Raw genomic sequence first — 21801 nt, forward strand, 5'->3', positions numbered from 1 at the left:
TGCTGCTGTCGTGGCCAAAGTTGAACGCGATTCAAAAAGTGGGCCGGGCGATAACCGGCGCGGGCGGCAGTCCCGCGCGGCGCTGCTCGACGCCGGGCGGACCGCATTCTCGGCCAAGCGGTACGAGGAGGTCTCCATCGCCGAGATCGCCTCGGCGGCGGGTGCCGCGGCCGGGTCGATCGGATACCACTTCGGGGGCAAGTACGAGCTGTATCTGGCCGTGCACGAGGCGGTCTTCGAGGACTTCTGGGGTCGGCTGCAGGAGTTGCGGGGAGCCGCGCTCGAGCGGATGACTCAGGGCTTCGGGATCTATCTGGACTTCGTGCAGCAGCACGGCACCGGGCTGCTCATGACGCCGCGCGCGGGAGCCGACGAGCGTTTGCTGGCCCAGCACGAGCGGCATCGGGACCGGCTGGTCGAGGCGCTGCTGACCGAGATCGTCTCCGCGGGCGACAACGCGACCGTTCGCATCGCCATGGACGGCTGGCTGGCCTTCATCGAGGGCGCCACCGCGCGGTGGCTCGCCGAGCCCGATCCGGATCGCGACACCCTGCGGAGCCTGGTGCTCGCCGCCGGATTCGCCACGGTGCAAACGGCTTTGGCGCTCGACCCGTCCATCACCCTGACCTCGCGCACCATCGCGGCGCTGCTGAATCTGGACGGCTCGCAGCGCACCGAACGAGAAGAGACGAGCTAGTGGATCCCCTGCACCGACCCAGCAATGCCCTCGCCGCCGGGCCGATCGGGCGGGCCGCCGCCCGGCTCATCGGCCCGCGCGGCATCTCCGACCGGGAACGCCTGCGCCGCGAGGTCGAAGGCAAGATCGCGGTGGTCACCGGCGCTTCCCACGGCCTGGGCGCGGAGACCGCCCGCATGCTGGCCGCCGCCGGGGCGACCGTCGTGCTGGGCGCGCGCTCAGTCGATCAGCTGGAGGCGATCGCCGCCGAGATCACGGCCGCGGGCGGCAAGGCGGTCGCGATCCGCCTGGATCTGGCCGAACCGGAGTCGATCTCGGCGTTCGCCGAGGAGATCCTGGCCTGCTTCGACCACGTCGACTATCTGATCCACAACGCGGGCAAGTCATTACGGCGCTCCATCCACCTGTCCTACGACCGGCCCAAGGATCTGACCGCGACCTCGACCGCCAACTATCTCGGCCCGATCCGGCTCACCCTCGCCCTGCTGCCGAGCATGCGGGCCCGGCACAGCGGGCACATCGTGAACATCTCGACGGTCGGCGTGCTCTTCCCGGTCGTGCCGAAGTGGGGCTTCTACCTGTCGTCCAAGGCGGCCTTCGACGTGTGGATGCGGGCGGTGGGCATGGAGGCCCGCCCCGACGGGGTCACCCTCACCACCATCTACGCCGGGCTCATGCACACCCGGATGAGCGCGCCCAGCCGGTGGATGTCGGCGCTGCCCGGACAGTCCCCCGCCGAGGCGGCCACCGGAGTGGCGCGGGCGCTGATCACCAAGCCGCGCATCATGATTCCCGCCTACGGATACGCGACCGCAGTGCTGACGCCGATCCTGCGGGTCCCGATGGAGATCGCCACCACCGCCGTCTACCAGCGACTCGGCGATACCGACGCCGCACTGCGCGCGGTCGACGGGAAGGGGACGAGCGATGCGCGATAATGCCGTCTTCGACTGGGGCACAGCCCTTTCCGCCGTCGCTGGCTCGGGCGCGCTCCGCCCGGTCGGTCCGGTCGCCGCGCTGTCCATCGCCCGCGGATATCGCGCCTACGGCCCGTCCCTCGGCCTGATCATCGCCATCTCCGCGGCCCGGTATCCGAATCGCATCGCGGTCATCGACGAGGCCGGTGCGGTCACCTACCGCGAGCTCGTGCGCCGGTCCGAAGCCATTGCGGCGTCATTGCATTCGCTGGCTCCCCGCGCGCGGACGCTGGGCATCCTGTGCCGCAATCACCGCGGCTTCGTCGAGGCGATGATCGCGGGCAGCCGGCTCGGATGCGAGCTCGTCTTCCTCAATACCGAGCTGCCCGCCGCCCAGCTGGCCCGGATCCTGGAGCGGCACGCGCCGGATGTGCTCGTCCATGACGACGAGTATCTGGCGGCGGTCGCCGAGGCGGGCTACCCCGGCCTGCGGGTGCGCGGCTGGGTCGACGAGGCGGCCGAATCCGATCTTCCGACCCTGGACCAGCTTGCGCGGCACCATCATCTGTCCCCGCCGCGCGCCGGTCGGCCGTCGAAGATCACCCTGCTGACCTCGGGGACCTCCGGCATGGCCAAGGGCGTGGCCCGCCAGGTCGGCCTGCGGCCCGCGCTGGAGGCCGCCGCGTCGCTGGCCGCCGCCAGCCGTCTCGGGCACCGCGATACCGCGATCGTCGCGCCGCCGTTCTTCCACGGCTTCGGACTCGGCGCGCTCGCGGGCCAATTGGCCCTGGGCGCAACGGTTGTCACGCGCCGCCGCTTCGATCCCGAACTGGCGCTGGCCGCTATCGAACGCCATCGCGCCACGGTGTTCATCGGCGTCCCCATCATGATCCAGCGCCTCGCGGCGCTGCCGGCGGAGGTCCGCCGCCGCTACGAGCTCGGCACCTTGCGCCTGGCCTTGACCGGTGCGGCACCGATTTCCCCGAACACCATCGAAACGTTCCTGCGCGACTACGGCCCCCGGCTGATCAACGGCTACGGCTCCACCGAGGCGGGCGTCGTGTCGATCGCGACCCCCGCCGACCTCGAGCATTCCCCCAAGACCGTCGGCCGCCCCATTCTCGGTGTCTCCGTCCGCATTCTGCGCGCCGACCGCACCCCGGCCGCCGTCGGCGAGACCGGCACCATCTTCGTGCGCGGGGGCCTGGGCTTCCACGGCTACACCGCCGATCACGGAGGTTCCGCACCCGCCAAGGAGATTCGCGACGGCTACGTCAACGTCGGCGACATGGGCCATCTGGACGCGCAGGGCCGGCTCTACATCGACGGCCGCGACGACGAGATGATCGTCTCGGGCGGCGAGAACATCTATCCCCGCGAGGTCGAGAACGCGCTGGCCGAACACCCGGCCGTCACCGACGTGATCGTGATCGGCGTCCCCGACCACGACTACGGTCAGGTCCTGCGCGCCTACCTGGTGACCACCGGCGCCGAACCCGGCGACGAGGAGCTGAAGACCCACATCCGAGCCCGCCTCGAGCGCTACAAGATCCCCAAGCAGTTCGTCCGCCTCACCGAGCTCCCCCGCAACCCCAGCGGAAAGGTGCTGCGCCACAAGCTCGGCGCCGAAGCCGGGTCCTGATGCCCGCGGAGACGCTGGACAACGGCATCCTCGAACGCGACTTCCTCCTCGGCGACATCACCGGCGTGCCCTGGTCGCCGACGCACGGCACCTGGCCGCCGAGAGCCGGTACACCGTCGTGGCCGTCGACGCTCCGGGGCATGGTCCCTGTGGCAGCATCTCGGCCGATGACCCGCTGAGCCCGGATATGGAAGCGGGAAAGGATCTCGAATCCCTTCCCTCTTCAACGTATATCGCACCCCGGGGCTTGCGGCAAGACCCCGTCGATGCTGCAGAATCGCCGACCGTAGCGAATGTCCACGGAAACGGGGTAGTGCGAGTGCGTGATACGGATGCCGACGTGATCATCGTGGGTGCGGGCCCGACGGGCCTGATGCTGGCCGCCGAACTGCGGCTGGCCGGGGTGATGCCGGTGGTCCTGGAGCGGTCGCCGCAACTGCGGACCGTACCGAAGGCCAATGGCCTCGGTGGGCAGATCGTGCAAGTGCTGGGCTATCGGGGTCTGACGGAACGACTCCGGGAGATCGGCTCGGACGCCGGGCCGATGACCGCTGTTCCGTTCGGCGGAATGCAGGTGGATCTCAGTCCGCTGGCCGATTCGCCGCTGAAGGCCATGCACCTGCCGCAGCCGAAACTCGAACAGCTGCTCGATGATCGGGCGAGCGAGCTCGGTGCGCAGGTGCGGCGCGGGCACGCGGTGATCGGTGTCGAGCAGGACGATGCCGCCGTCACCGTTGAGGTTCAGGGACCGGACAGCGAATACCGGCTCACCGCAGGCTATGTGGTGGCCTGCGACGGAACCCGCAGCCGGGTCCGTGATCTGGCCGGTATCGGCTTTCCCGGCACCACCTATCCGGAGGTCAACCGGTTGGGGCAGGTCAGCGTGCCGGATTCGGTGACGGTGCTGGCGGACGGCACCATCGAGATCGACGGGTACGGCGTCGTTCCCACCGGATTCACCCGCACCGATCACGGCGTGTTCGCGATGGGACCGGTCTCCCCCGCGCGCACGGTGATGATCCAGGTCACCGAGGATACGGCCGGCGAGACCGACGACAACGAACCGATGACCCTGACCGAGCTGCAGGACAGCATCCGCCGCGTCCTCGGCGTCGAGCTGCCGCTGACCGATCCGATTCGCCTGTCGCGCTATCAGTTCCAGGCCCGTCAGGCCGAACGGTACCGCGCCGGAAGGATTCTGGTGGCCGGTGACGCCGCCCACGGCTTCCCGATGACGGGTGTCGGGCTGAACGCGGGCATGCTGGACGCGGTCAACCTGGCCTGGAAGCTGGCCGCCGAACTGCACGGCCGGGCGCCGGCGGGACTGCTGGACAGCTATCACGACGAACGCCATTTCGCGGGCACCCGCATCATGATGCAGACCCAGGCGCAGGTGGCGCTGCGGCGCGGCGACGACCCGGCGGCCCAGGCGCTGCGCGAGCTGTTCCAGGAGATGCTGGTCGACGAGCCCGCACTGCATCGCCTGGCCGCGCTCATCGCGGGTACCGAACTGCGTTATCCGCTGCCCGCTCCCAACCGGCACCCGCTGACAGGCACCGTCGTCCCCGACCTGCCGTTGCGGACCGAGCAGGGAGAGGGCACCGTCGCCGATCTGCTGCACGCGGCCCGTCCGGTACTGCTGTTCCTGTCCGATCGCGAGGATCTGCGCCTTCTCGCCGAGGACTGGTCCGATCGCGTCGACCTCCGCACCGCCACCGCGGCCGACCGTCCGGCCGACGCCCTGCTGATCCGCCCGGACGCCCATATCGCCTGGGCCGCAACGGTGGACGAGTCCCCGGACACCGCCGTTCCCGCCCTGCGCGACGCGCTCACCACCTGGTTCGGCGCACCCGACCGGGCGGCGGTGGCAAGCATGGTCAGCGACTGACCGGATCTGCCATACGACTGATCCGTCCGGCCCGAGCCCTCGGCCGGCTCCCGTTTCCGGCGTTCAATTCCGGCATGCCGCACAACGCGGCGGGAACGACATCGCTTGGAAGGACCGGGAAGATGACCGAGTTCGTAACCCTCGAGCACGGACGGATCGCGTGCGACGTGGCCGGAGACGGACCGCTGGTGGTGCTGTCGCACGGCATGGGCACCTGGCGGCAGGAGTTCCGGCATCTGGTGGGGCCGCTGGTCGCCGCCGGGTACCGGGTGGTCAATGCCGATATGCGCGGGCACGGCGAGTCCAGCATGGGCTGGCCCTCGGTGACCGGGAAAGAGGCCATCAGCCGCACCGACGTGGCCCTCGATCTGCTCGGCGTGATCCGGCATTTCGGGGGCCCGGCCGTGATCATCGGCCATTCGCTGTCCGGCGGTTCGGCCACCATCGCCGCGGCCGAAGCCCCCGAACTGGTCAGCGCCATCGTGGAAGTCGACCCGTTCACCCTGACCCAGCGGTTCTACCCGGGCGCGATGCTCACCAGCCGACGCTACCGCCGCGGAATGGTCCGGCTGGGCCTGACCCAGGGACTGAAGTCGTTCGGATGGTGGTTCCGCTACCTCGACATCGCCTACCCGACCAAGCCCGCCGACCACGCGCAGTTCATCGCCGGACTCCGGGCCCTGCTGCGGCAGCCCGGGCGCTGGGAGGAATTCATGAAGACCGGCGCCACCACCCCCGCCGACGCCCACGCGCGCATCGCCGAAATCCGTTGTCCCGCACTGGTGCTCTTCGGCACCCAGGATCCCGATTTCGCCGATCCCGAGGCCGAGGCGCGGCGGGTCGTCGACGCCATGCCGCTCGGGCTCGGCAAGGTGGCGATGGTCGAGGGCGGCGGCCACTACCCGCACGCCCAATCCGCCGACCGGATGGCCGAGCTGATCATCCCGTTCCTGGACCGGCACGCCGCCCGCACCGCGTCCGATCCGGTCAGCCACTGACCGTGGCGGCCGTGCCCGGGGACTGCGATGATGGCGAGGTGCCCGCCCCTCGCACCATCGTCTTCGTCGTCTTCCAAGGCATGCAGATATCCGAACTGGCCGGGCCGCTGGATGTGTTCTCGGTGGTCAACGGGATCGCCGAGACGCCACCGCAACGGCTGCCGCCGGAACTGCGCGGGCACACGATCACCGTGGACGACGACCCGGCCGCGGGGGACGCTTCCCCCGCACAGCCCTATCGGCTGCTCACGGCCGCGCCCGGCGGCCGTCCGATCACCGCGGACGGCGGCTTGACCGTCACCGTCGCGCATTCCCTCGACGACATCGCCGCCGGTCCGGACTTCGACACCCTCATCGTCGTCGGTGGCGATGTCCAGGGCCCGGGGGCCGCGCAGGTGGTCCCGGAGCTGCCCGCCCTGGCCCGCAAGGCACGACGGGTGGCATCGGTGTGCGCGGGCGCGCTGCTGCTGGCCGCCGCCGGACTGCTGGACGGCTACCGGGCCACCACCCATTGGGCCTCGACCGCGCTACTGGCGCAGCGCTATCCGCGGATCACCGTGGAGCCGGACCGCATCTACGTGCACGACCGCAATCGCTGGACCTCCGCGGGCATGACGGCGGGCCTGGATCTGGCGCTGGCGCTGGTCGAGGACGACCACGGCCGCGAAACCGCCGCCCTGGTCGCGCGGGTATCGGTGATGTTCACCCGGCGCACCGGCGGGCAGGACCAGTTCAGCGCGCAGATGCGGGCCCAGCCCGCCCGCACGCCGGCCATCCGCGCGGTTCAGCAGTGGCTGCCCGATCATCTCGGCGACGATCTCGGGGTGGCCGAACTGGCGCGCCGCGCGGGCATGAGCGAGCGCCAGTTCGCGCGCGCCTTCCGCACCGAGACCGGCAGCACGCCCGCGGCTTTCGTGGAAGACCTGCGCGTGGAGGCGGCCCGCCGCCTGCTGGAGTCCAGCGAGCTGACCGTCGGCGCGATCGCCCGCCAGGTCGGCTACCGCCACGGCGAGACCCTGCACCGCGTCTTCACCCGCCGTCTCGGCACCACCCCCGAACGCTACCGGCAGCATTTCTCCACGGACAAGCACCCGGCGAAACTCGAACACGCCGATCAGGTTTCGGCCGACCAGACGGCCAGCTCGCCGCCGGGCATGCAGACCACCAGATAGCGGCCGGGCGCGGTGAGGTTCCACGCCTCGAAATAGCGGTCGGGTTCGACCACCAGGCGGTGACCGGATTCCAGATCGATGCGCAGTTCCCCGGAGTCGGAGACGACGGCCGCGACGATCACGCCGGTGAGGGCGGCGGCGAGGTCCTCGGTGTGCGGCTCGCCCGGAATCCGGTGCAGGCTGGCCCCGTTGGGGCTGTGCACCGCGGCCTCGCCCTCGATGTTCAGCACGTAGGCGCCGGCCTCGAGGGAGAGCTGGTAGATGGTGGACGCGGTCGAAACGGCGAGAGTGGAACCAGCGATCGGTAGGTCCATGCGGGTCTCCCTATCCGAAGTGTCTGATTCCACTCTGCCCGAATGTCACCTCAGGTGAGGATCGCGAACAGCACGGCGGCCACCGCGAAGCTGACCACCGACAGCACCGTTTCCAGCACGGTCCAGGTCTGCAGGGTCTGTTTGACGCTCATGTTGAAGAACTTCGAGATGATCCAGAAGCCGCCGTCGTTGACGTGGCTGAGGATGATCGAACCGGCCGCGATGGACATGGCGATCAGGGCCAGTGCCACCTGCGAATAGCCCTGCTCGTGCACCAGCGGCGCGACGATGCCGCCCGTGGTGACGATGGCCACCGTGGCCGAGCCCTGCGCGATGCGCAGACCGCAGCTGATCACATAGGCGAGCACGATCACCGGCAGCCCGGCCGCCGCCATGGTGTGGGCCAGGGCGGTGCCGATTCCGGTGGCGGAGATCACCTTTCCGAAGAACGCGCCCGCGCCGACCACCAGCAGCAGCATGCCGACCGGGCGCAGCGACTCGGCGGTCACGGCGCTGAGCTCCTGCACCGTGGATCCGCGCCGGATGCCGAGCACGTAGAAGGCGACGAGCACCGTCAGCAGCAAGGCCACGGCGGGGGTGCCCAGGAACGTCAAGACCTGCAATGGCTTCGAGCCCTTGGTCAGCAGCTGGCTGCCGAAGGTCGCGCCGAGAATGAGGACCAGCGGGATCGCGATGATCGCGCCGATCAGGCCGACCGAGGGCCGTTTGACCAGCGTCGCGGTCGCGGCGTCGCCCGCCGGGGTGCCCGGGCCGTCGGCACCGTCGATCTCGGCGCCGACCAGGAAGTCCGCGGGCACCTCGATCTGCACGCGCTTGCCGATCCAGCTGCCCCACACGATGCCCGCCGCGATGAATCCCGGTATGCCGCAGACGAATCCCATGACGATCAGCCAGCCCAGGCTCACCCCGAGCAGACCGCCCAGCGACACCGGGCCCGGGTGCGGGGGCAGGAAGGCATGGGTCATGGACAGGCCCGCGAGCATCGGCAGGGCGTACAGCACCAGCGAGCGTCCGCCGCGCTTGGCCGCCACATACACCAGCGGCGCGAGCACGAAGATGCCGATGTCGAAGAACACCGGGATACCGAAGATGAGCCCGAGCAGGCCCATGGCGACGGGAGCGCCCTTCTCGCCGAACAGGCTCAGCAGCTTGGCGGTCAGCACATCCGCGCCGCCGGAGCGTTCCAGGATCGCGCCGAGCACGGTGCCCAAGCCGATGATCACGGCGATATGGCCCAGGATCGAGCCGAATCCGGTCTCCAATAGGGAGTCACCGGATTTCAGCGCGGTGCCGACGATCTGGTTGACCGGCAGCCCGGCGGCCAGCGCCAGCCCGAGCCCGGTGAGCAGCAGGGCGATGAACGGTTCCAGCTTGAACCGGATGATCGCGATCAGCAGTACGGCGATGGCCGCACCGCAGAGCAGCAGCAGTCCCGGCGTGCTGGTGCGCAGCCAGTCCACGGTGGTGCTCATGGGGATACCTCTCAGTTCAACGCTCGAACGAATGTGGCCGCGCGCGAGGCGATCTCGGCCCATTCGCCCGCCGCCACGGCGGCGGGTGGTACGACATCGGTTCCGGCGGTGACCGCGACCGCCCCGTGGGCGAGGAAGTCGGCGGCATTGCCCGCATTGACCCCGCCGGAGGGGATCAGGCGGACGTCGGGAAACGGACCGCGCAGGTCCTTCAAATAGCCCGGCCCCAGCGCCCGGGCGGGAAAGATCTTCACCGCGGCCGCCCCCAGCTCCATGGCCCGCATCACCTCGGAGGGGGTGAAAGCACCCATGACAACCGGGATCTCGCGCTGCGCGGCCACCTCGGCGACCTGCTCACTGAGACCCGGAGTAACCAGGAACTGCGCCCCCGCGTCGATGGCGGACTCGGCCTGATCCCGGCTCAACACGGTGCCCGCGCCGATCACGGCACGCGCCCCCTTGGAGATCTCACGGATGTACCCCAGGACTCCGGGCGTGGTGAAAGTCAGTTCCACCGCCCGGATTCCGGCCCCGGCGATCGCATTCGCCAGTGCCACCGGATCCGGGATCTCCGGCGCCCGCACCACGGTCAGCGCGCGATCGACCAGGATGGCCTCCACGGCGGGCGAATCGCCCTCCACAGCGCCGCTCATCGAAACTCCTTCCACATAGCTCGCGGCCTCGCGTTCATCGCGCGCCCGCCGCTGGGTCTGCCTGGTGTCGAATGAAATTCGGTAGGTATCCGCACCAACGGTGGCGCGCGTCGGCTCGTCGGGAACTCGGCTCGCTGCCCGACGCTGCCGCGATCATCGGGTTTCCCCGGCCGCAGCATTCAGGCGCAGGGCGCGGCCGACGCGAATGCCGGTGGGTTTGCCTGCGTCCAAGGCGAATTCGCCGTTCACGAGGACGTAAGGGATGCCCTGTGCCTGCTGCTTGGGCTCTTCGAAGGTCGCCGTGTCGATCACGGTGGCCGGGTCGAAGAGCACCAGGTCGGCGGCGTAGCCGGGGCGGATCAGGCCGCGGTCGGACAGGCGGAGGCGGGCGGCGGGGCGGCCGGTGCAGTGGTGGACGCAGTCCTCGAGGGCGAGGACGCCGAGGTCTCGGGTGTAGTGGCCGAGGTAGCGGGGGAAGGTGCCCCAGGCGCGGGGGTGGGGGCGGGCGGGGGCGAGCAGGCCGTCGGTGCCGCCCATGTGGCGGTGGTGGCGCATGATGGCGCGCACATTCTCCTCGTGGCCGACGTGTTGAAGGATGCTGGTGGCCAACTGGTCTCGGGTCAGCAGGTCGAAGAACACCTCGACCGGCGGGCGGGCCTGCGCGGTCGCGATCTCGGCGATCGTGCGGCCGACGAATTCGTTCAGGTCCGGGTTCGCGACGCCGCTGATCTGGATGGTCTCCCACTCGACGGTCACGCCGTGGCAGCCGTCGGAACCGTTGACATTGACGTCTGCCACAATTCGGGCCCGGGCGTCCGGATCGCCGAGGCGTTCCAACGCGGCATCCGGTCCGCCGCTCATGGCCCAGCTGGGCAGCAGCGCCGACAGCGTGGTGGAGCCGGGCAGATACGGGTAGGTGTCGAGGGTGATGTCGCAGCCCTCGGCCAGAGCCGCGTCGATCATGGCGAGGAATTCCGGTGCGCGGCCGCGGTTCTCGCCGAAGTTCATGGTGGCGTGGGTGAGATGCAGGGCCACGCCGGTACGGCGGGCGAGCTCGATCATCTCGGCGTAGGCGTCCAGCGCTCCGGCCCCGTAGGAGCGGGTGTGCGGGGCGTAGAAGCCGCCGAACTCGGCGACCACCTCGCACAGCGACGCGAGTTCCGAAGTGTCGGCGTACATTCCGGGCGTGTAGGTGAGCCCGCTGGACATGCCGACCGCGCCCTCGGACAGGGCCTGTCGCAGGATCAGGCGCATGCGGTGGATTTCGTCCGCGGTGGCGGCACGCTTCTCGGTGCCCACCACCATCAGGCGCAGGGTGCCCTGCGGCACCAGATACGCGGCGTTCGGGGTGATCCCGGACCGGTCCAGCCGGTCCAGGTACTCCCCCACCGTGCGCCAGTCGAAGTCGAGATCGGCGGGATTGCCGTTCCACCCGGCGATCTGGCGGCGCACGATGGCCAGCGCGGCATCGTCGACGGGCGCGTAGGACAGCCCGTCCTGACCGATCACCTCGGTGGTGATGCCCTGGCTCAGCTTGGGAAAGTGCCCCGGATGGGTGAGCAGATGCAGATCGGAATGCGCATGCATATCGATGAATCCCGGTGCCAGCACCAGGTTCTCACCCTCGTCGAGGATCCGGTCGGCTCCCGCGACGGTGCCGGGCGCGGCGATCTCCGCGATGCGCCCGCCGTCGACCACCACATCCGCCCGGTACCGCTCCCCACCGGTCCCGTCGATGACGTCGATGTTCCGAATCAGTAAGTCGGCCATGACATCCCGATCAGAAGTAGGTCGGCAGGAAGCCGACGACCAGCGGCCGCTCGGCCTCGGCGTCATCGATCACCGGAATCAGCCGCCACTTGTCGAACGCGGTACACGGATGCGAAAGACCGAGCCGCACAACACTTCCCACCGGAATATCGGTATCCGACCCACCGGGCAACCGCAGGAAGGTGTGCTGATCGTTCAACGCCGATACCCGCGCCCCCTCCGGCAACGGCATGCTTGCCGGTCCCGCCATCCGCTGCGGGACCGGCAACCCCTCATCGAACGGCAGATCCCGCTTACCCGCATCGAGCAGCGCGAGCTCCACCTCCGGGCGGGACACACACCGTGCCCATCCGTGCATGGCCGACCGCAACGGATGCTCCGAGCGCCCGGCGGCCAGCGGCGAAATCCCCGAATAGAACCCGTCGTCGTGCACCAGGTAAGCCCCGGACCGCAACACCACCGCAGTCGGAACCCCGTGCGCGCCACCCTCATCGGCCAGCCCCGCCAACCGCTCGACCACCAGATCCGGATACGCCGATCCCCCGGCCGTCACGATCGCCGCTCGACCACCGCACGCGCGTCCGGCGTCGGACGCACCGACAGCGGCGTCGGCCCTGGAGGCGCCGGGACCACCCGTCAGTCCAGCATTTTCGCCGCCGGGATCCACAGCGTCCGAGTCGATTCCGGCCGATCCCGCACCGGAATGACGGCGCGCGGTGCCGCCCGGCGCTCCGGGAGTACCCCCACCGGCTGCTCCGACCGCAGCCTCCCGCAACCCGGCGGCACGCGTCTCCGCGCGCGCACCGATCGCGCTCTCGCGCAACCCGTTCGCGGCGCTGCCCGGGGCGGCTTCCTCCGCGGATCCAGCAGTCTTGCCCATACCGGTGGAGGACCCGCCCATCGGCCCGGCATGCTCGTGGCCGGGATACGCAGCGACCTGGTCGCTTCCGGCCGACAACGTGCCGGGATGACGGGGCGAGGTGTGGTCGGCAGCAACGCCGGGGCCGCCGATGAATTCGTCGTAGCGTCCGGCCGCCGCGAGTTCCTGGTGCAGGATGGCGATCTCGTCCAGGTAGTGCCGCACGGCGGCGAGACCTTCGGGGGTGCGGTCGTGGGCGAGGGCGCCTTCGTAGCCGCCGACTCCGGCCAGGCGCAGGCGCGAGGACTTGTGGACCGCGTCGGCTACCTCGTGGGCGGCGGCGAGGCCGCGGGCGCCGGTACGGCCGTGTGGGCCACCGAGTTCGACGATGACGTTCAGCTTCACGTGCACCGGCGCGGACTCGAGGTGGCGTTCCATTTCGCGGACCGAGTCGACGCCGTCGACCCAGCTGTAGAGCTCGAAGTTCGGGTCGCGCTCGATTTCGGCTGCGGCCCAACGCAATGCGACCGGGTCCAGGAGAGCGTTGGCCAGCAGGATGCGGCCGAGGCCGAGGGCGCGGCCGATCTGGACCTGCCAGCCGGTGGCGAGGGTGATGGCCCAGGCTCCGGCGTCGAGCTGCTCTTTCCAGAGCTGCGGGGACATGGAGGTCTTGCCGTGCGGGGCGAGGCGGACGCCGGCGGCGCGGGCCCAGTCGGCCATGACCGCGCGGTTCGCGTCGAGCGCGGAGCGGTCCATGGTGAGGATCGGGGTCTGCAACTCGTCCAGGTGCGGGGCCGTGGCCAGGTACTCGCGCACGGTCAGCCCCCAGGCGGCGGGTGGCAGCGACTTGTGTTGCGGGCCCAGGACGGTGTCACCGCATGCGGCGACCGTGTCGCTCAGCGTTGCGACGACTCCTTTGTCGACGGCCACGACGCTCCTTCCGGTCGAAGCAACCTCGCATCGCCCGTGAGAGCGATACTGCATTGCATAATTTGCAACGCTTGTTGCACATCGTGTTTCTGGTGGTTAGTCTGCACGTAATGTCCGAAAGCCGCAACCATTCGAAGGAGATTGGTGTGATCCAGCCGACCACCCGGGCTGTCACCGTCGGCGAGGGGCTCGCGGTGCTCATCGCGGCGCCCGGACCGCTCGAGGACTCCCCGGTGTTCGACCGCGGCGCGGGTGGAGCCGAGGCGAATGTCGCCTGCGTGCTGAGCCAGCTGGGTGTGCCGACCGGATGGATGTCGCGGGTCGGGGACGACGGCTTCGGCCGGTATCTGGTCCGCCACCTCACCGAGCGCGGCGTGGACACCTCCGCCGTCACGGTCGACGCCACGCGCCCGACCGGGGTGTACGTGAAGGAACGTGGCAGCGGTTCGGACCGGCCCACCGACCTGGCCGCCGGAGCCAGCCGAATGCTGTACTACCGCACCGGTTCCGCCGCGAGCGCACTGTCCCCGGCGGATCTGACCACTGCGGCCGACCTGCTCGACCAGGCCGAACTCATCCACTTCACCGGCATCACCACCGCGCTCTCGACCTCGGCGACCGAGCTCACCGACGCCCTCGTCGCCCTCCCCCGGCGCGGCCGGCTGATCAGCTTCGATCTCAACTACCGCCCCGCCCTGTGGGCGCGCCGCACCGAATCCGCCGCCGACATCCTGGCCCGCCACATCGGCGGCAGCGACGTGGTGTTCCTCGGCGCGGACGAGGCCGAGGAGGTGTTCGGCATCGGCGACGCCGACCGGCTGCGCACCGCGTTCCCGCAGCCGAGGCATCTGATCGTGAAGAACGACAAGCACTCCGTCACCGGATTCCTGGGCGCGGACCGCCTCGAGGTCCCGGCCCTCACCCTCGAGGTCACCGAACGCATCGGCGCGGGAGACGCTTTCGCGGGCGGCTACCTCGCGGCCCTGCTGCAGGGCCGTCCGCACGAGCAGCTGCTGCGCTTCGGGCATCTGTGCGCCGCGGCCGCGCTCACCGGCACCGGCGACATCGCCGAACTGCCTCCGCTCCCGCTCCTCGAATCCCTCGCCGCCGCAACCCCGTCCGAATGGGCTGCCACGCAGTACCGCCCCGGTTCGTTCGTACCCGAGAATGTTGCCTCATGAGCCAGAGCCTCCAACGCGCCCTCACCCTCCTGGTCGAACTCGGCGAAGAGCCGAAGTCGCTGGACCAGTTGGCGACTCGACTCGGCGTGCACAAGTCCACGGTGCTGCGGCTGCTGCAGACCATGGAGGCGGACCGCTTCGTCACCCATGACAGCGAGCACCGGTACCGGCTGGGCACCAGGCTCTTCGAACTGGCCAACCGGTCCCTCGAGGGCCGCGACGTGCGCACGGTGGCCCGCCCGCACCTGGCGGCGCTGAACGCCGACACCGGGCAGACCGTGCACCTGGCCACCTACGAATCCGGCGAGGCCGTCTACATCGACAAGCTCGACGCCACCCACAGCGTGCGCATGTACTCGCGCATCGGCCGCCCGGCCGCGCTGCACTGCACTGCCGTCGGCAAGGTGCTGGTGGCCGCGCTGCCCCGCACGCAGTGGCCCGCCATCGCGGCGGGCATCGAATACCGCCCCTACACCGACCGCACCATCCGCACTCCGGAGCAATACCTCGCGGAACTCGAACTCGTTGCGGCCCAAGGCTTCGCCGAGGACCACGAGGAGCATGAGAGCTTCATCAACTGCGTGGCCGTCCCGATCCACGACGGCACCGGCGCGACCGTCGCCGCGCTGTCGGTGTCGGTGCCGGACATGCTGCTCGATCACGACCAGGTCCTCGGACTGCTGCCGCAAGTGCGCGGCACCGCCGAGGCCATCTCCACCGAGCTCGGCTGGAGCCCGAGCCCCGACCAGTGAAAGGCCGACCATGAGCCAGAAGATCGCCATCCGCACCGAGAACGCCCCCGCCCCCGCGCACACCTTCTCCCAGGGTGTGCGCAAGGGCCCGTTCCTGCAGGTCTCCGGTCAGGGGCCCGTCGACCCGAAGACCAATGAGTACCTGTACCCGGGTGATGTTGCGGCGCAGACGATCCGGACTCTGGAGAACGTGAAGGCGATCGTCGAGGCGGGCGGCGCGAGCTTCGACGACGTGGTGATGCTGCGCGTCTACCTCACCAAGCGCGAGGACTTCGCCATCATGAACGAGGCTTACGGCAAGTTCGTCAACGAGCACACCACCGGCGAGGTACTCCCCAGCCGCACAACCGTTTTCACCGGCCTCCCGCGCGAGGAGATGCTCGTCGAGATCGACGGCATCGCCGTCGTCGAGTAGGGCCCGTCTCGAATGAGTGGAGGGGTGGCACCGCACGGTGCTACCCCTCCACTGCCGCATGGTCGATGGTCACAGGAAGATCGAACAGTTCGAAGACCGCGGGCCCGAGGAACACGACTATCCGCGCGATCCCACCGGGCGCGGGCGTGAGCACATGGAACGCGTGGGCACGATAGGAACCGTCGTCGTGCCGCAGGTACAGCGCGGCGGCGGGCTGGCCGTTGGCAGCGGCGGGAATAACCCGGAACAGGCCGGGTCCGGTGCTGAACGGCGGGGTGAAGAAGCCGATCACGACGGCACGGCCGGAGAACCAGGTCGACACCGGCGGCATCTCCAGGGACGCGTCGGCCAGCAATATTCGCTGTAAGCGCGGAATATCGGAGTTCGCGAACGCGGCCATGTATTCGTCGAGAGCATGCTGCTGGTCGGGTTCGAGTGTGTCGCTGACGGTTTGCTCGGATGGCGCGGCCGCCGCCAGTTTGTCCCTGGCGCGCTGCAGCAGGCCGTTGGCCGCCGCGAGGCTGATATCCAGCAGTCCCGCGACCTCCGACGCTCGAAACGCCAGCACGTCGCGCAACAGCAGGACGGCGCGCTGCCGTGGCGACAGATATTGAAGCGCCGCAACGAATGCCAGCCTGACGCTCTGCGATTGCGTGACGGTGTCCGCGGGATCCTGTGGTTCCGAGGCGGACCGCACGAGCGTGGTCGGAATCGGTTCCAACCACGCGATATCGTGCCGTTCGAGCATCTGGTCATCGGTGGGTTCGCGCACCGGATTGCCCAAACCCGATGGCAGCCACCGCCGATGGCCCTTCTCCAGTTCCCGCAACGCGGCATTGGTCGCGATCCGGTAGAGCCAATGCCGAAGTGCGGACCGGCCTTCGAAGTCGTCGTACGAGCGCCAGGCTCGCAGATACGTCTCCTGAACCACGTCTTCCGCGTCGTGCACCGAGCCGAGCATGCGATAGCAGTGCACCAGCAGCTCCCGGCGGTACGGCGCGAACAGGATCGCGAACTCCTCGCTACCGATCGGCATGGCCACGCTCTCTTCCCCGACCGAACTCTCGGCGGCCCGGGATTCCGCCTCGCGGTGATTTTTCGGGATCTCCCGGATCACTACAACACATACCGGCGATCCGTACGGGCCGCCACCAACGAACTGGAGACGACAATGCGCAAGGTGATCGCGGCTTTCAAGATCTCGGCCGACGGGAAGTACGGCGGGCCGGACGGATACGCCGACTGGGTCGAGAGCTGGCCGGAGGACTTCGGCTCGTGGCTGACGACGCAGATCGATGCGTGCGTGCTCGGCGCGGAGTTCTATCCGCTGTACGAGCAGTATTGGTCACGGGTCGCGGCCGCGCCCAGCGAGATTCACCCGTTCAGCGGGAGGGTGCCGACGGCGGCGGATGTCGAATGGTCCGGATTCGCGGCGCAGACCACCCACTACGTGGTGTCGAGCACGCTGGAATCGGTGGCGTGGCCGAACACCCGCATCCTCGCGAACTTGGATGCGGTGGCGGCGATGAAGCGGGAACCGGGCAAGGATATCTACCTGATCGGCGGTCCCACCATCGCGGCCGCCGCCATGGACGCGGGTCTGGTGGACGAGCTGCGCCTGATCGTCTATCCCCTGATCGTGGGAGAGGGCAAGGCGTTGTTCCCGTCATCGGCGCGGCACGCGATGGAGCTGACCAAGGTCGAGCAACTGCCGAACGGTCGGCTGAGCCTGGTGTACGAAAACGGTCAGTGACGAAATCGACGCAGCCCTAGTCGATTCCGATGTGCTGATGGTCGGTGCGGATGCGACCGTCCTCGTTCAGAGCGAGCACGTCCATCCCGCCGCCGACCACGGCGCCGTCCTCGGTCACCATCGACCAGGTGAACGCGATGACATCCTTCAGCAGGGTCGTCGCCGCACCGCGCTGGACGAATCGGTGCCCGGTCTCGATGAACATCTCGTAGGCCCGTTCCACCCGGCGCTCCAGCAGGTCGTGCCCACGCACTTCGAGCTGCGGAATCGGGAAACTGATGCGGGCGGCGGCGTTTCGCACATCCTCCGGCGGATCGACGAGGAACTGCACGCCGTCCTCGGCCCAGATTTCCCGAATCAGCTTGCGGCGCAAGGCCGGATCGGATTCGTTCCACTGGGCGAGGTAGCGGTTGGCGAGGTCGTTGAAATCGGTCATGGCATCGAGTCTGCGCGGATTCGATGCCATGATCGATTCCCTGGAGGGAATCAGTTCCCGGCGAGCACCGCGAGCACCTGCTCGGACAGGAAGAACGGCTCCAGTCGTTCGCGGATCAGTTTGGCCAGCACGCCGTTGCGCTTGGCGGCCTCCACCACGGCCGGGCCGTAGCGCAGGATCTCCTCGGCGATGACCTCTTCGCTCAGGCCGAGCTCCGGCAGCATGGCCGCGAGGGTGTGGTCGCCGTACTTCTCGAAGAAGACTTCGACGCCCTGGTCCACCAGGACGCCGACGTACTCCTTGTTGCGGGTGGTCAGCGCGATCCGGTGGATGATCACCGCCAGATCGACGAGGTCCTGCTGAGACAGATACTCCTTGAGACCGGCGACCGGCTCACCGGCGTGCAGGTCCCAGAATTCCATGGCCGCGTCGTGCACGGGGGCGTCGCGCAGCATCTCGCGAATGGCGTTGTTGGTGCGCTTGAGCGCGAATTGCGCACCCTTGCCCGCCATTTCGCCGATGAAGGTGCCGCCTGCCTTCTCCGCGGCCTTGCGCGCCGACTTGGCGGCATTGGTGCCCATCGAGACCAGCGAGCCGACGCCGGGAATCTTTCCCGCGATCTGCTTGTTGGTCTCCATGAAATCGTCGACCAGCTTGTCCACGAACTTGGCGGCCACGGTCGCGATCAGGGGGCTCTCGGTCAGCCGTTCCAGGATCCGTTCCTGGGCCTGGTGCATGCCGAAGATCTTCTCCAGCAGCGCCTCGACCGGCTCCCGATCCACCACGTCACCGAGGGTGTAGTCGGTGTTCTCGGCGATGTTCTCGTAGAGCGAGCCGGCCAGCACGGGGACCATGTCACCGAGGACCGGGCTGCCGCCGATCAGGTTGACGACATTGGCGACGGTCTGCTTGGCCTGATCGATCTCGACCACGTCGCGGAAGATGATGGTGTCGGCGACACCGATCACGTCTTTCACGTCGCGGGCGATCACTTCGGCGAAGCGGTCACCGCTGACCTCGGCGACAATCCAGTCGACCTGCAGATCCAGCAACTTTTCGGCGATTTCGCGCGGCTCGGTCAAGGTTCCACCCAATCAAGTTCGAAGCGGACCGGCCGGAACTACTCGGAATCGTTGCCGTGCACCGATTTTCGAATCTGTTCCAGACGTTCCCGCGCGGCCTTGGCTCGCGCATCCCACTGTTCCTCTACGCTGCGACCCACCGGTGTCTGACGATCGAGCTCGCCCATCCCCTGCGATGTGCCGTAGCGCTGCTCGACCTTATCGCGAACTGACTCGAAAGTAGGGACACCGGTGTTCGTATACCCGCCGATCCCGGGCGCGGACGGGATACCCGCAGGAGGTACCGGTACCCCGGTGACCACGGGACCCGCTCCCACCTGCCCCGATGCGCCGACCGTCTCAGACTCCGGATAGCTTTCCACCGGCAGGGTGTCAGGAGTCACATCGATGACATCGGGGGCATGACCGAGGGTGGCGGCCAGCGACTGCGCCACCGCGTGCAGGGCCGCCAATCCGGCCTTGCCCTCCGAGGCCACCTCCACGACGGCGGCGAGTTCGGCGTCCGGCAGCTGCGCCAACAACGCCGCGAGTTCCTTGGCATCGCTCATGCGTTCCAGGCTACGCATCGGCGGGGCAGACGAGGCCGATCGTTGCGCGGCGATCGGAGAGGGCGTACGGTGAGGGCGTCGCAATCCGTGGACGCAGGTAGACACCTCAGCTTTTCGAAGGCACATCCCTCCCACGAGATTTCTTCCCTCCCCGAGTTCGATCCCGGCACAGCTGTACCGATTCGGCGCAGCCGGATCAGCGGCCCGGTCGCATTCGGATTCACGGGCGGTTCACGACCGCTATCGGCCGTCTCAGGCCATTCCAATCACTCACTCCCGGTGCACAAGTCACCAGATCCCTCAGAGGAGAACACAACATGACCACCATCGAACCCCGGCCGCGTCCCGCGAAACAGGATCCGGCCCCAGCACTCGAGCACATCGAAACCCTTTCCCACACAACGGGAATCCTGGATCTCAACGGCCAATCGGGAGTGCTGCGCACCAGCGGCTATCTTCCCGGCCCCGACGACATCCACGTCCCCGCCCGGCTGATCCGCGGGCACGGACTGCGCCGCGGCGACCTCGTGACCGGCCTCGCGGAGCCGAATGCCAAGAACGGCAAGCACGCTCCCCTGGTCCGGGTCGACACCGTCAACGGCCACCCGGCCACCGACCTGCCCAAGCGCCCGCACTTCGGGGACCTGACCCCCATCCATCCCGATCAGCGGCTGCGGCTGGAAACCGGGCCGACCAAGCTCACCACCCGCGTCACCGACCTGATCATGCCGATCGGCAAGGGCCAGCGCGCCCTCATCGTCGCACCGCCGAAGGCGGGCAAAACCTCTGTGCTGCAAGCGATCGCGCACGGCATCGCGGCCAACCACCCGGAGGCCCATCTGATGCTGGTGCTGGTCGGCGAACGGCCCGAGGAGGTCACCGACCTCTCGCGCGGTGTGCCCGCCGAGGTGGTGGCCGCCACCTTCGACGAATCGCCCGCGCAGCAGACCGCCATCGCCGAACTGGCCATCGAACGCGCGCAGCGGCTGGTCGAGGAGGGCCGCGACGTCGTCGTCCTGCTCGACTCCCTCACCCGGCTCGCCCGCGCCTACAACATGGCCGGGCATGCCTCCGGCCGGATCCTTTCCGGCGGTGTGGATTCCACGGCGCTGATCCCGCCGAAGCGCTTCCTGGGCGCGGCCCGCAATATCGAGCACGGCGGATCGCTGACCGTCATCGCCACCGCTCTGGTCGAAACCGGTTCGCTCGCCGACACGGTCATCTTCGAGGAGTACAAGGGCACCGGCAACGCCGAGCTCAAACTCGACCGCACCCTGGCGAGCCGCCACGTCTTCCCGGCCGTGGACATCGCCAAGTCCAGCACCCGTCGCGACGAGCTGCTGCTCGACCCCGCCGAGCGCGTGGCCGTGGACCGGCTGCGCCGCACCCTCGCCGAACTCGACGATCAGCGCGCCCTCGACCTGCTGCTCGACGGCCTGCGCAAGACCGGCGGCAATGCCGAGTTCCTGGCCAACATCATCCGGAAGTGAGCCGCTTGGGCGGCAGCACCCCCGCCGCCCAGGCCGCCACCGTCTGCGCCCAGCCGGGGAATCCGATGAGATCGTTGTGCATCCCGCCCGGATAGATCACCAGTTCCTTGGGTTCCGGTGCGGCCGCGAACAACTCGCGGCCCATCCGGACCGGCAGCAGTTCGTCATGGTCGCCGTGCATGATCAGCACCGGGCACCGCAGCTGCCGGATCCGCCGCAGACTGGGATAGGCGTTGGGCACGAACAGCTTCGGCAGGAACGGATACACCGCGACCGCCGCGTCCCGCAGTCCGGTGAACGTCGACATGAGCAGCAAGGCGGCGGGCGGATGAGTCTTCGCCAGCTCGAGCATCACTCCCCCGCCCAGCGACTTGCCCAGATAGACCACACGATTCGCATCCACCCCCGGCTGTGCGAGCAGCGCTTCCCGCGCCGCCCGCACATCCCGGTAGGTGCCCGCCTCACTGGTCCGCCCGGTGCTGCGCCCGTAGCCGCGATAGTCGAAGACCAGCACATCGAAGCCGACCGCCGACAGCATGGCGAGCATCGGAGACCGGTCCCCGATGTTCCCGCCATTGCCGTGCGCGAACAGGATGTGCCCGATCGGCTCCCCGCTCGCCCGCACGAACCAGGCGTTCACGGTCTCGCCGTCCGAGGTGGTCAGGGACATATCGGTGTAGGGGACCCCGAACATCTCGGGCGTGGCCACGACTCGCCGATCGCCCGGCGCATAGGTCAGCACGTTCAGGATCGGATTCGCCGGATGCCACATGTCCCTTTCATACCCCACCGCGGATCGCGGGCTCGCGAG

Annotated in this window: 21 protein-coding genes and 1 pseudogene; 12 read left to right on the forward strand and 10 right to left on the reverse strand. The window is 68.9% G+C overall.

From position 1 onward, the window contains the following. Positions 1-10: 10 nt before the first annotated feature. The 7 genes from GPX89_RS38715 to GPX89_RS38745 all read left to right on the forward strand — a co-directional run bounded on the left by GPX89_RS38715 (position 11) and on the right by GPX89_RS38745 (position 7314). Positions 11-697, forward strand: a complete 687-nt coding sequence (locus tag GPX89_RS38715) for a TetR/AcrR family transcriptional regulator (RefSeq protein ID WP_198347794.1) — start codon at positions 11-13, stop codon at positions 695-697. Continuing rightward, positions 697-1635: an SDR family NAD(P)-dependent oxidoreductase gene (locus GPX89_RS38720; RefSeq protein WP_328602800.1), complete on the forward strand. Its 939-nt coding sequence runs from the start codon at positions 697-699 to the stop codon at positions 1633-1635. Before GPX89_RS38715 ends, GPX89_RS38720 begins: the two co-directional genes overlap by 1 nt. Further along, positions 1625-3256: an AMP-binding protein gene (locus GPX89_RS38725; protein ID WP_157392736.1), complete on the forward strand. Its 1632-nt coding sequence runs from the start codon at positions 1625-1627 to the stop codon at positions 3254-3256. Before GPX89_RS38720 ends, GPX89_RS38725 begins: the two co-directional genes overlap by 11 nt. Further along, positions 3256-3435 carry a hypothetical protein gene (locus tag GPX89_RS38730; RefSeq protein WP_157392737.1) on the forward strand — a complete coding sequence of 60 codons (180 nt, stop codon included), beginning with the start codon at positions 3256-3258 and terminating at the stop codon, positions 3433-3435. Before GPX89_RS38725 ends, GPX89_RS38730 begins: the two co-directional genes overlap by 1 nt. Before the next feature lie 140 nt (positions 3436-3575). Continuing rightward, positions 3576-5144, forward strand: coding sequence for an FAD-dependent monooxygenase (locus tag GPX89_RS38735; RefSeq protein ID WP_328602801.1), 1569 nt, complete (start codon positions 3576-3578; stop codon positions 5142-5144). A gap of 122 nt (positions 5145-5266) precedes the next feature. Then, the gene (locus GPX89_RS38740) at positions 5267-6142 is read left to right on the forward strand and encodes an alpha/beta fold hydrolase (RefSeq protein WP_328602802.1); all 876 of its coding nucleotides are present in this window, start codon (positions 5267-5269) and stop codon (positions 6140-6142) included. 38 nt (positions 6143-6180) lie between these two features. Continuing rightward, positions 6181-7314 carry a GlxA family transcriptional regulator gene (locus GPX89_RS38745; protein WP_328602803.1) on the forward strand — a complete coding sequence of 378 codons (1134 nt, stop codon included), beginning with the start codon at positions 6181-6183 and terminating at the stop codon, positions 7312-7314. Here the strand turns inward: GPX89_RS38745 and GPX89_RS38750 are convergent. The 5 genes from GPX89_RS38750 to GPX89_RS45125 all read right to left on the reverse strand — a co-directional run bounded on the left by GPX89_RS38750 (position 7257) and on the right by GPX89_RS45125 (position 13333). Beyond that, positions 7257-7628 (reverse strand): DUF6188 family protein, encoded by a 372-nt coding sequence (locus GPX89_RS38750; RefSeq protein ID WP_157392739.1) that lies wholly within the window; start codon positions 7626-7628, stop codon positions 7257-7259. The genes GPX89_RS38745 and GPX89_RS38750 overlap by 58 nt on opposite strands. A 50-nt stretch (positions 7629-7678) precedes the next feature. After that, positions 7679-9121: a GntP family permease gene (locus GPX89_RS38755; protein WP_157392740.1), complete on the reverse strand. Its 1443-nt coding sequence runs from the start codon at positions 9119-9121 to the stop codon at positions 7679-7681. An 11-nt stretch (positions 9122-9132) separates the two neighbouring features. Further along, positions 9133-9774, reverse strand: a complete 642-nt coding sequence (locus tag GPX89_RS38760; RefSeq protein ID WP_157392741.1) for a bifunctional 4-hydroxy-2-oxoglutarate aldolase/2-dehydro-3-deoxy-phosphogluconate aldolase — start codon at positions 9772-9774, stop codon at positions 9133-9135. A 153-nt stretch (positions 9775-9927) separates the two neighbouring features. After that, positions 9928-11544 (reverse strand): N-acyl-D-amino-acid deacylase family protein, encoded by a 1617-nt coding sequence (locus tag GPX89_RS38765; protein ID WP_157392742.1) that lies wholly within the window; start codon positions 11542-11544, stop codon positions 9928-9930. 10 nt (positions 11545-11554) lie between these two features. After that, a complete protein-coding gene (locus GPX89_RS45125) occupies positions 11555-13333 on the reverse strand; it encodes a type III PLP-dependent enzyme domain-containing protein (RefSeq protein ID WP_328602804.1) in 1779 nt (592 codons plus the stop codon). A 146-nt stretch (positions 13334-13479) separates the two neighbouring features. Between GPX89_RS45125 and GPX89_RS38775 the strand changes: the two genes are divergently transcribed. The 3 genes from GPX89_RS38775 to GPX89_RS38785 are packed head-to-tail and all read left to right on the forward strand — an operon-like array spanning position 13480 to position 15681. After that, positions 13480-14514 carry a sugar kinase gene (locus tag GPX89_RS38775; protein ID WP_328602805.1) on the forward strand — a complete coding sequence of 345 codons (1035 nt, stop codon included), beginning with the start codon at positions 13480-13482 and terminating at the stop codon, positions 14512-14514. Further along, positions 14511-15266: an IclR family transcriptional regulator gene (locus GPX89_RS46430; RefSeq protein WP_157392744.1), complete on the forward strand. Its 756-nt coding sequence runs from the start codon at positions 14511-14513 to the stop codon at positions 15264-15266. The genes GPX89_RS38775 and GPX89_RS46430 overlap by 4 nt, the downstream gene beginning before the upstream one ends. 10 nt (positions 15267-15276) lie before the next feature. Then, on the forward strand, positions 15277-15681 hold the full coding sequence (locus GPX89_RS38785) for a RidA family protein (protein WP_157392745.1): 405 nt from the start codon (positions 15277-15279) through the stop codon (positions 15679-15681). A 40-nt stretch (positions 15682-15721) separates the two neighbouring features. Here the strand turns inward: GPX89_RS38785 and GPX89_RS38790 are convergent, their stop codons facing one another. After that, positions 15722-16798, reverse strand: a complete 1077-nt coding sequence (locus tag GPX89_RS38790; RefSeq protein WP_328602806.1) for an RNA polymerase subunit sigma-70 — start codon at positions 16796-16798, stop codon at positions 15722-15724. A 54-nt stretch (positions 16799-16852) separates the two neighbouring features. On the opposite strand from GPX89_RS38790, the gene GPX89_RS38795 reads away from it, so the two are divergent. Further along, positions 16853-17434 carry a dihydrofolate reductase family protein gene (locus GPX89_RS38795; RefSeq protein ID WP_157392746.1) on the forward strand — a complete coding sequence of 194 codons (582 nt, stop codon included), beginning with the start codon at positions 16853-16855 and terminating at the stop codon, positions 17432-17434. A gap of 16 nt (positions 17435-17450) precedes the next feature. Here GPX89_RS38795 and GPX89_RS38800 read toward each other — a convergent pair whose 3' ends face one another. From GPX89_RS38800 to GPX89_RS38810, 3 genes are read right to left on the reverse strand one after another with little or no spacing between them, the layout of a single operon-like run. After that, positions 17451-17900, reverse strand: coding sequence for a hypothetical protein (locus tag GPX89_RS38800; RefSeq protein WP_235949085.1), 450 nt, complete (start codon positions 17898-17900; stop codon positions 17451-17453). A gap of 20 nt (positions 17901-17920) precedes the next feature. Beyond that, positions 17921-18952 carry a hypothetical protein gene (locus tag GPX89_RS38805; RefSeq protein WP_157392747.1) on the reverse strand — a complete coding sequence of 344 codons (1032 nt, stop codon included), beginning with the start codon at positions 18950-18952 and terminating at the stop codon, positions 17921-17923. Between the two features lie 38 nt (positions 18953-18990). Beyond that, a complete protein-coding gene (locus GPX89_RS38810) occupies positions 18991-19500 on the reverse strand; it encodes a hypothetical protein (protein WP_157392748.1) in 510 nt (169 codons plus the stop codon). 293 nt (positions 19501-19793) lie between these two features. Here GPX89_RS38810 and rho point away from each other — a divergent pair. Further along, a pseudogene (gene rho / locus GPX89_RS38815) lies at positions 19794-20990 on the forward strand (transcription termination factor Rho); the annotation flags it as partial. Here rho and GPX89_RS38820 read toward each other — a convergent pair. Next, positions 20977-21762, reverse strand: coding sequence for an alpha/beta hydrolase (locus tag GPX89_RS38820; RefSeq protein ID WP_157392750.1), 786 nt, complete (start codon positions 21760-21762; stop codon positions 20977-20979). The pseudogene rho and the gene GPX89_RS38820 overlap by 14 nt on opposite strands. Positions 21763-21801: the final 39 nt, after the last annotated feature.

This window comes from Nocardia terrae, from assembly GCF_009760405.1.
GTDB lineage: Bacteria > Actinomycetota > Actinomycetes > Mycobacteriales > Mycobacteriaceae > Nocardia > Nocardia terrae.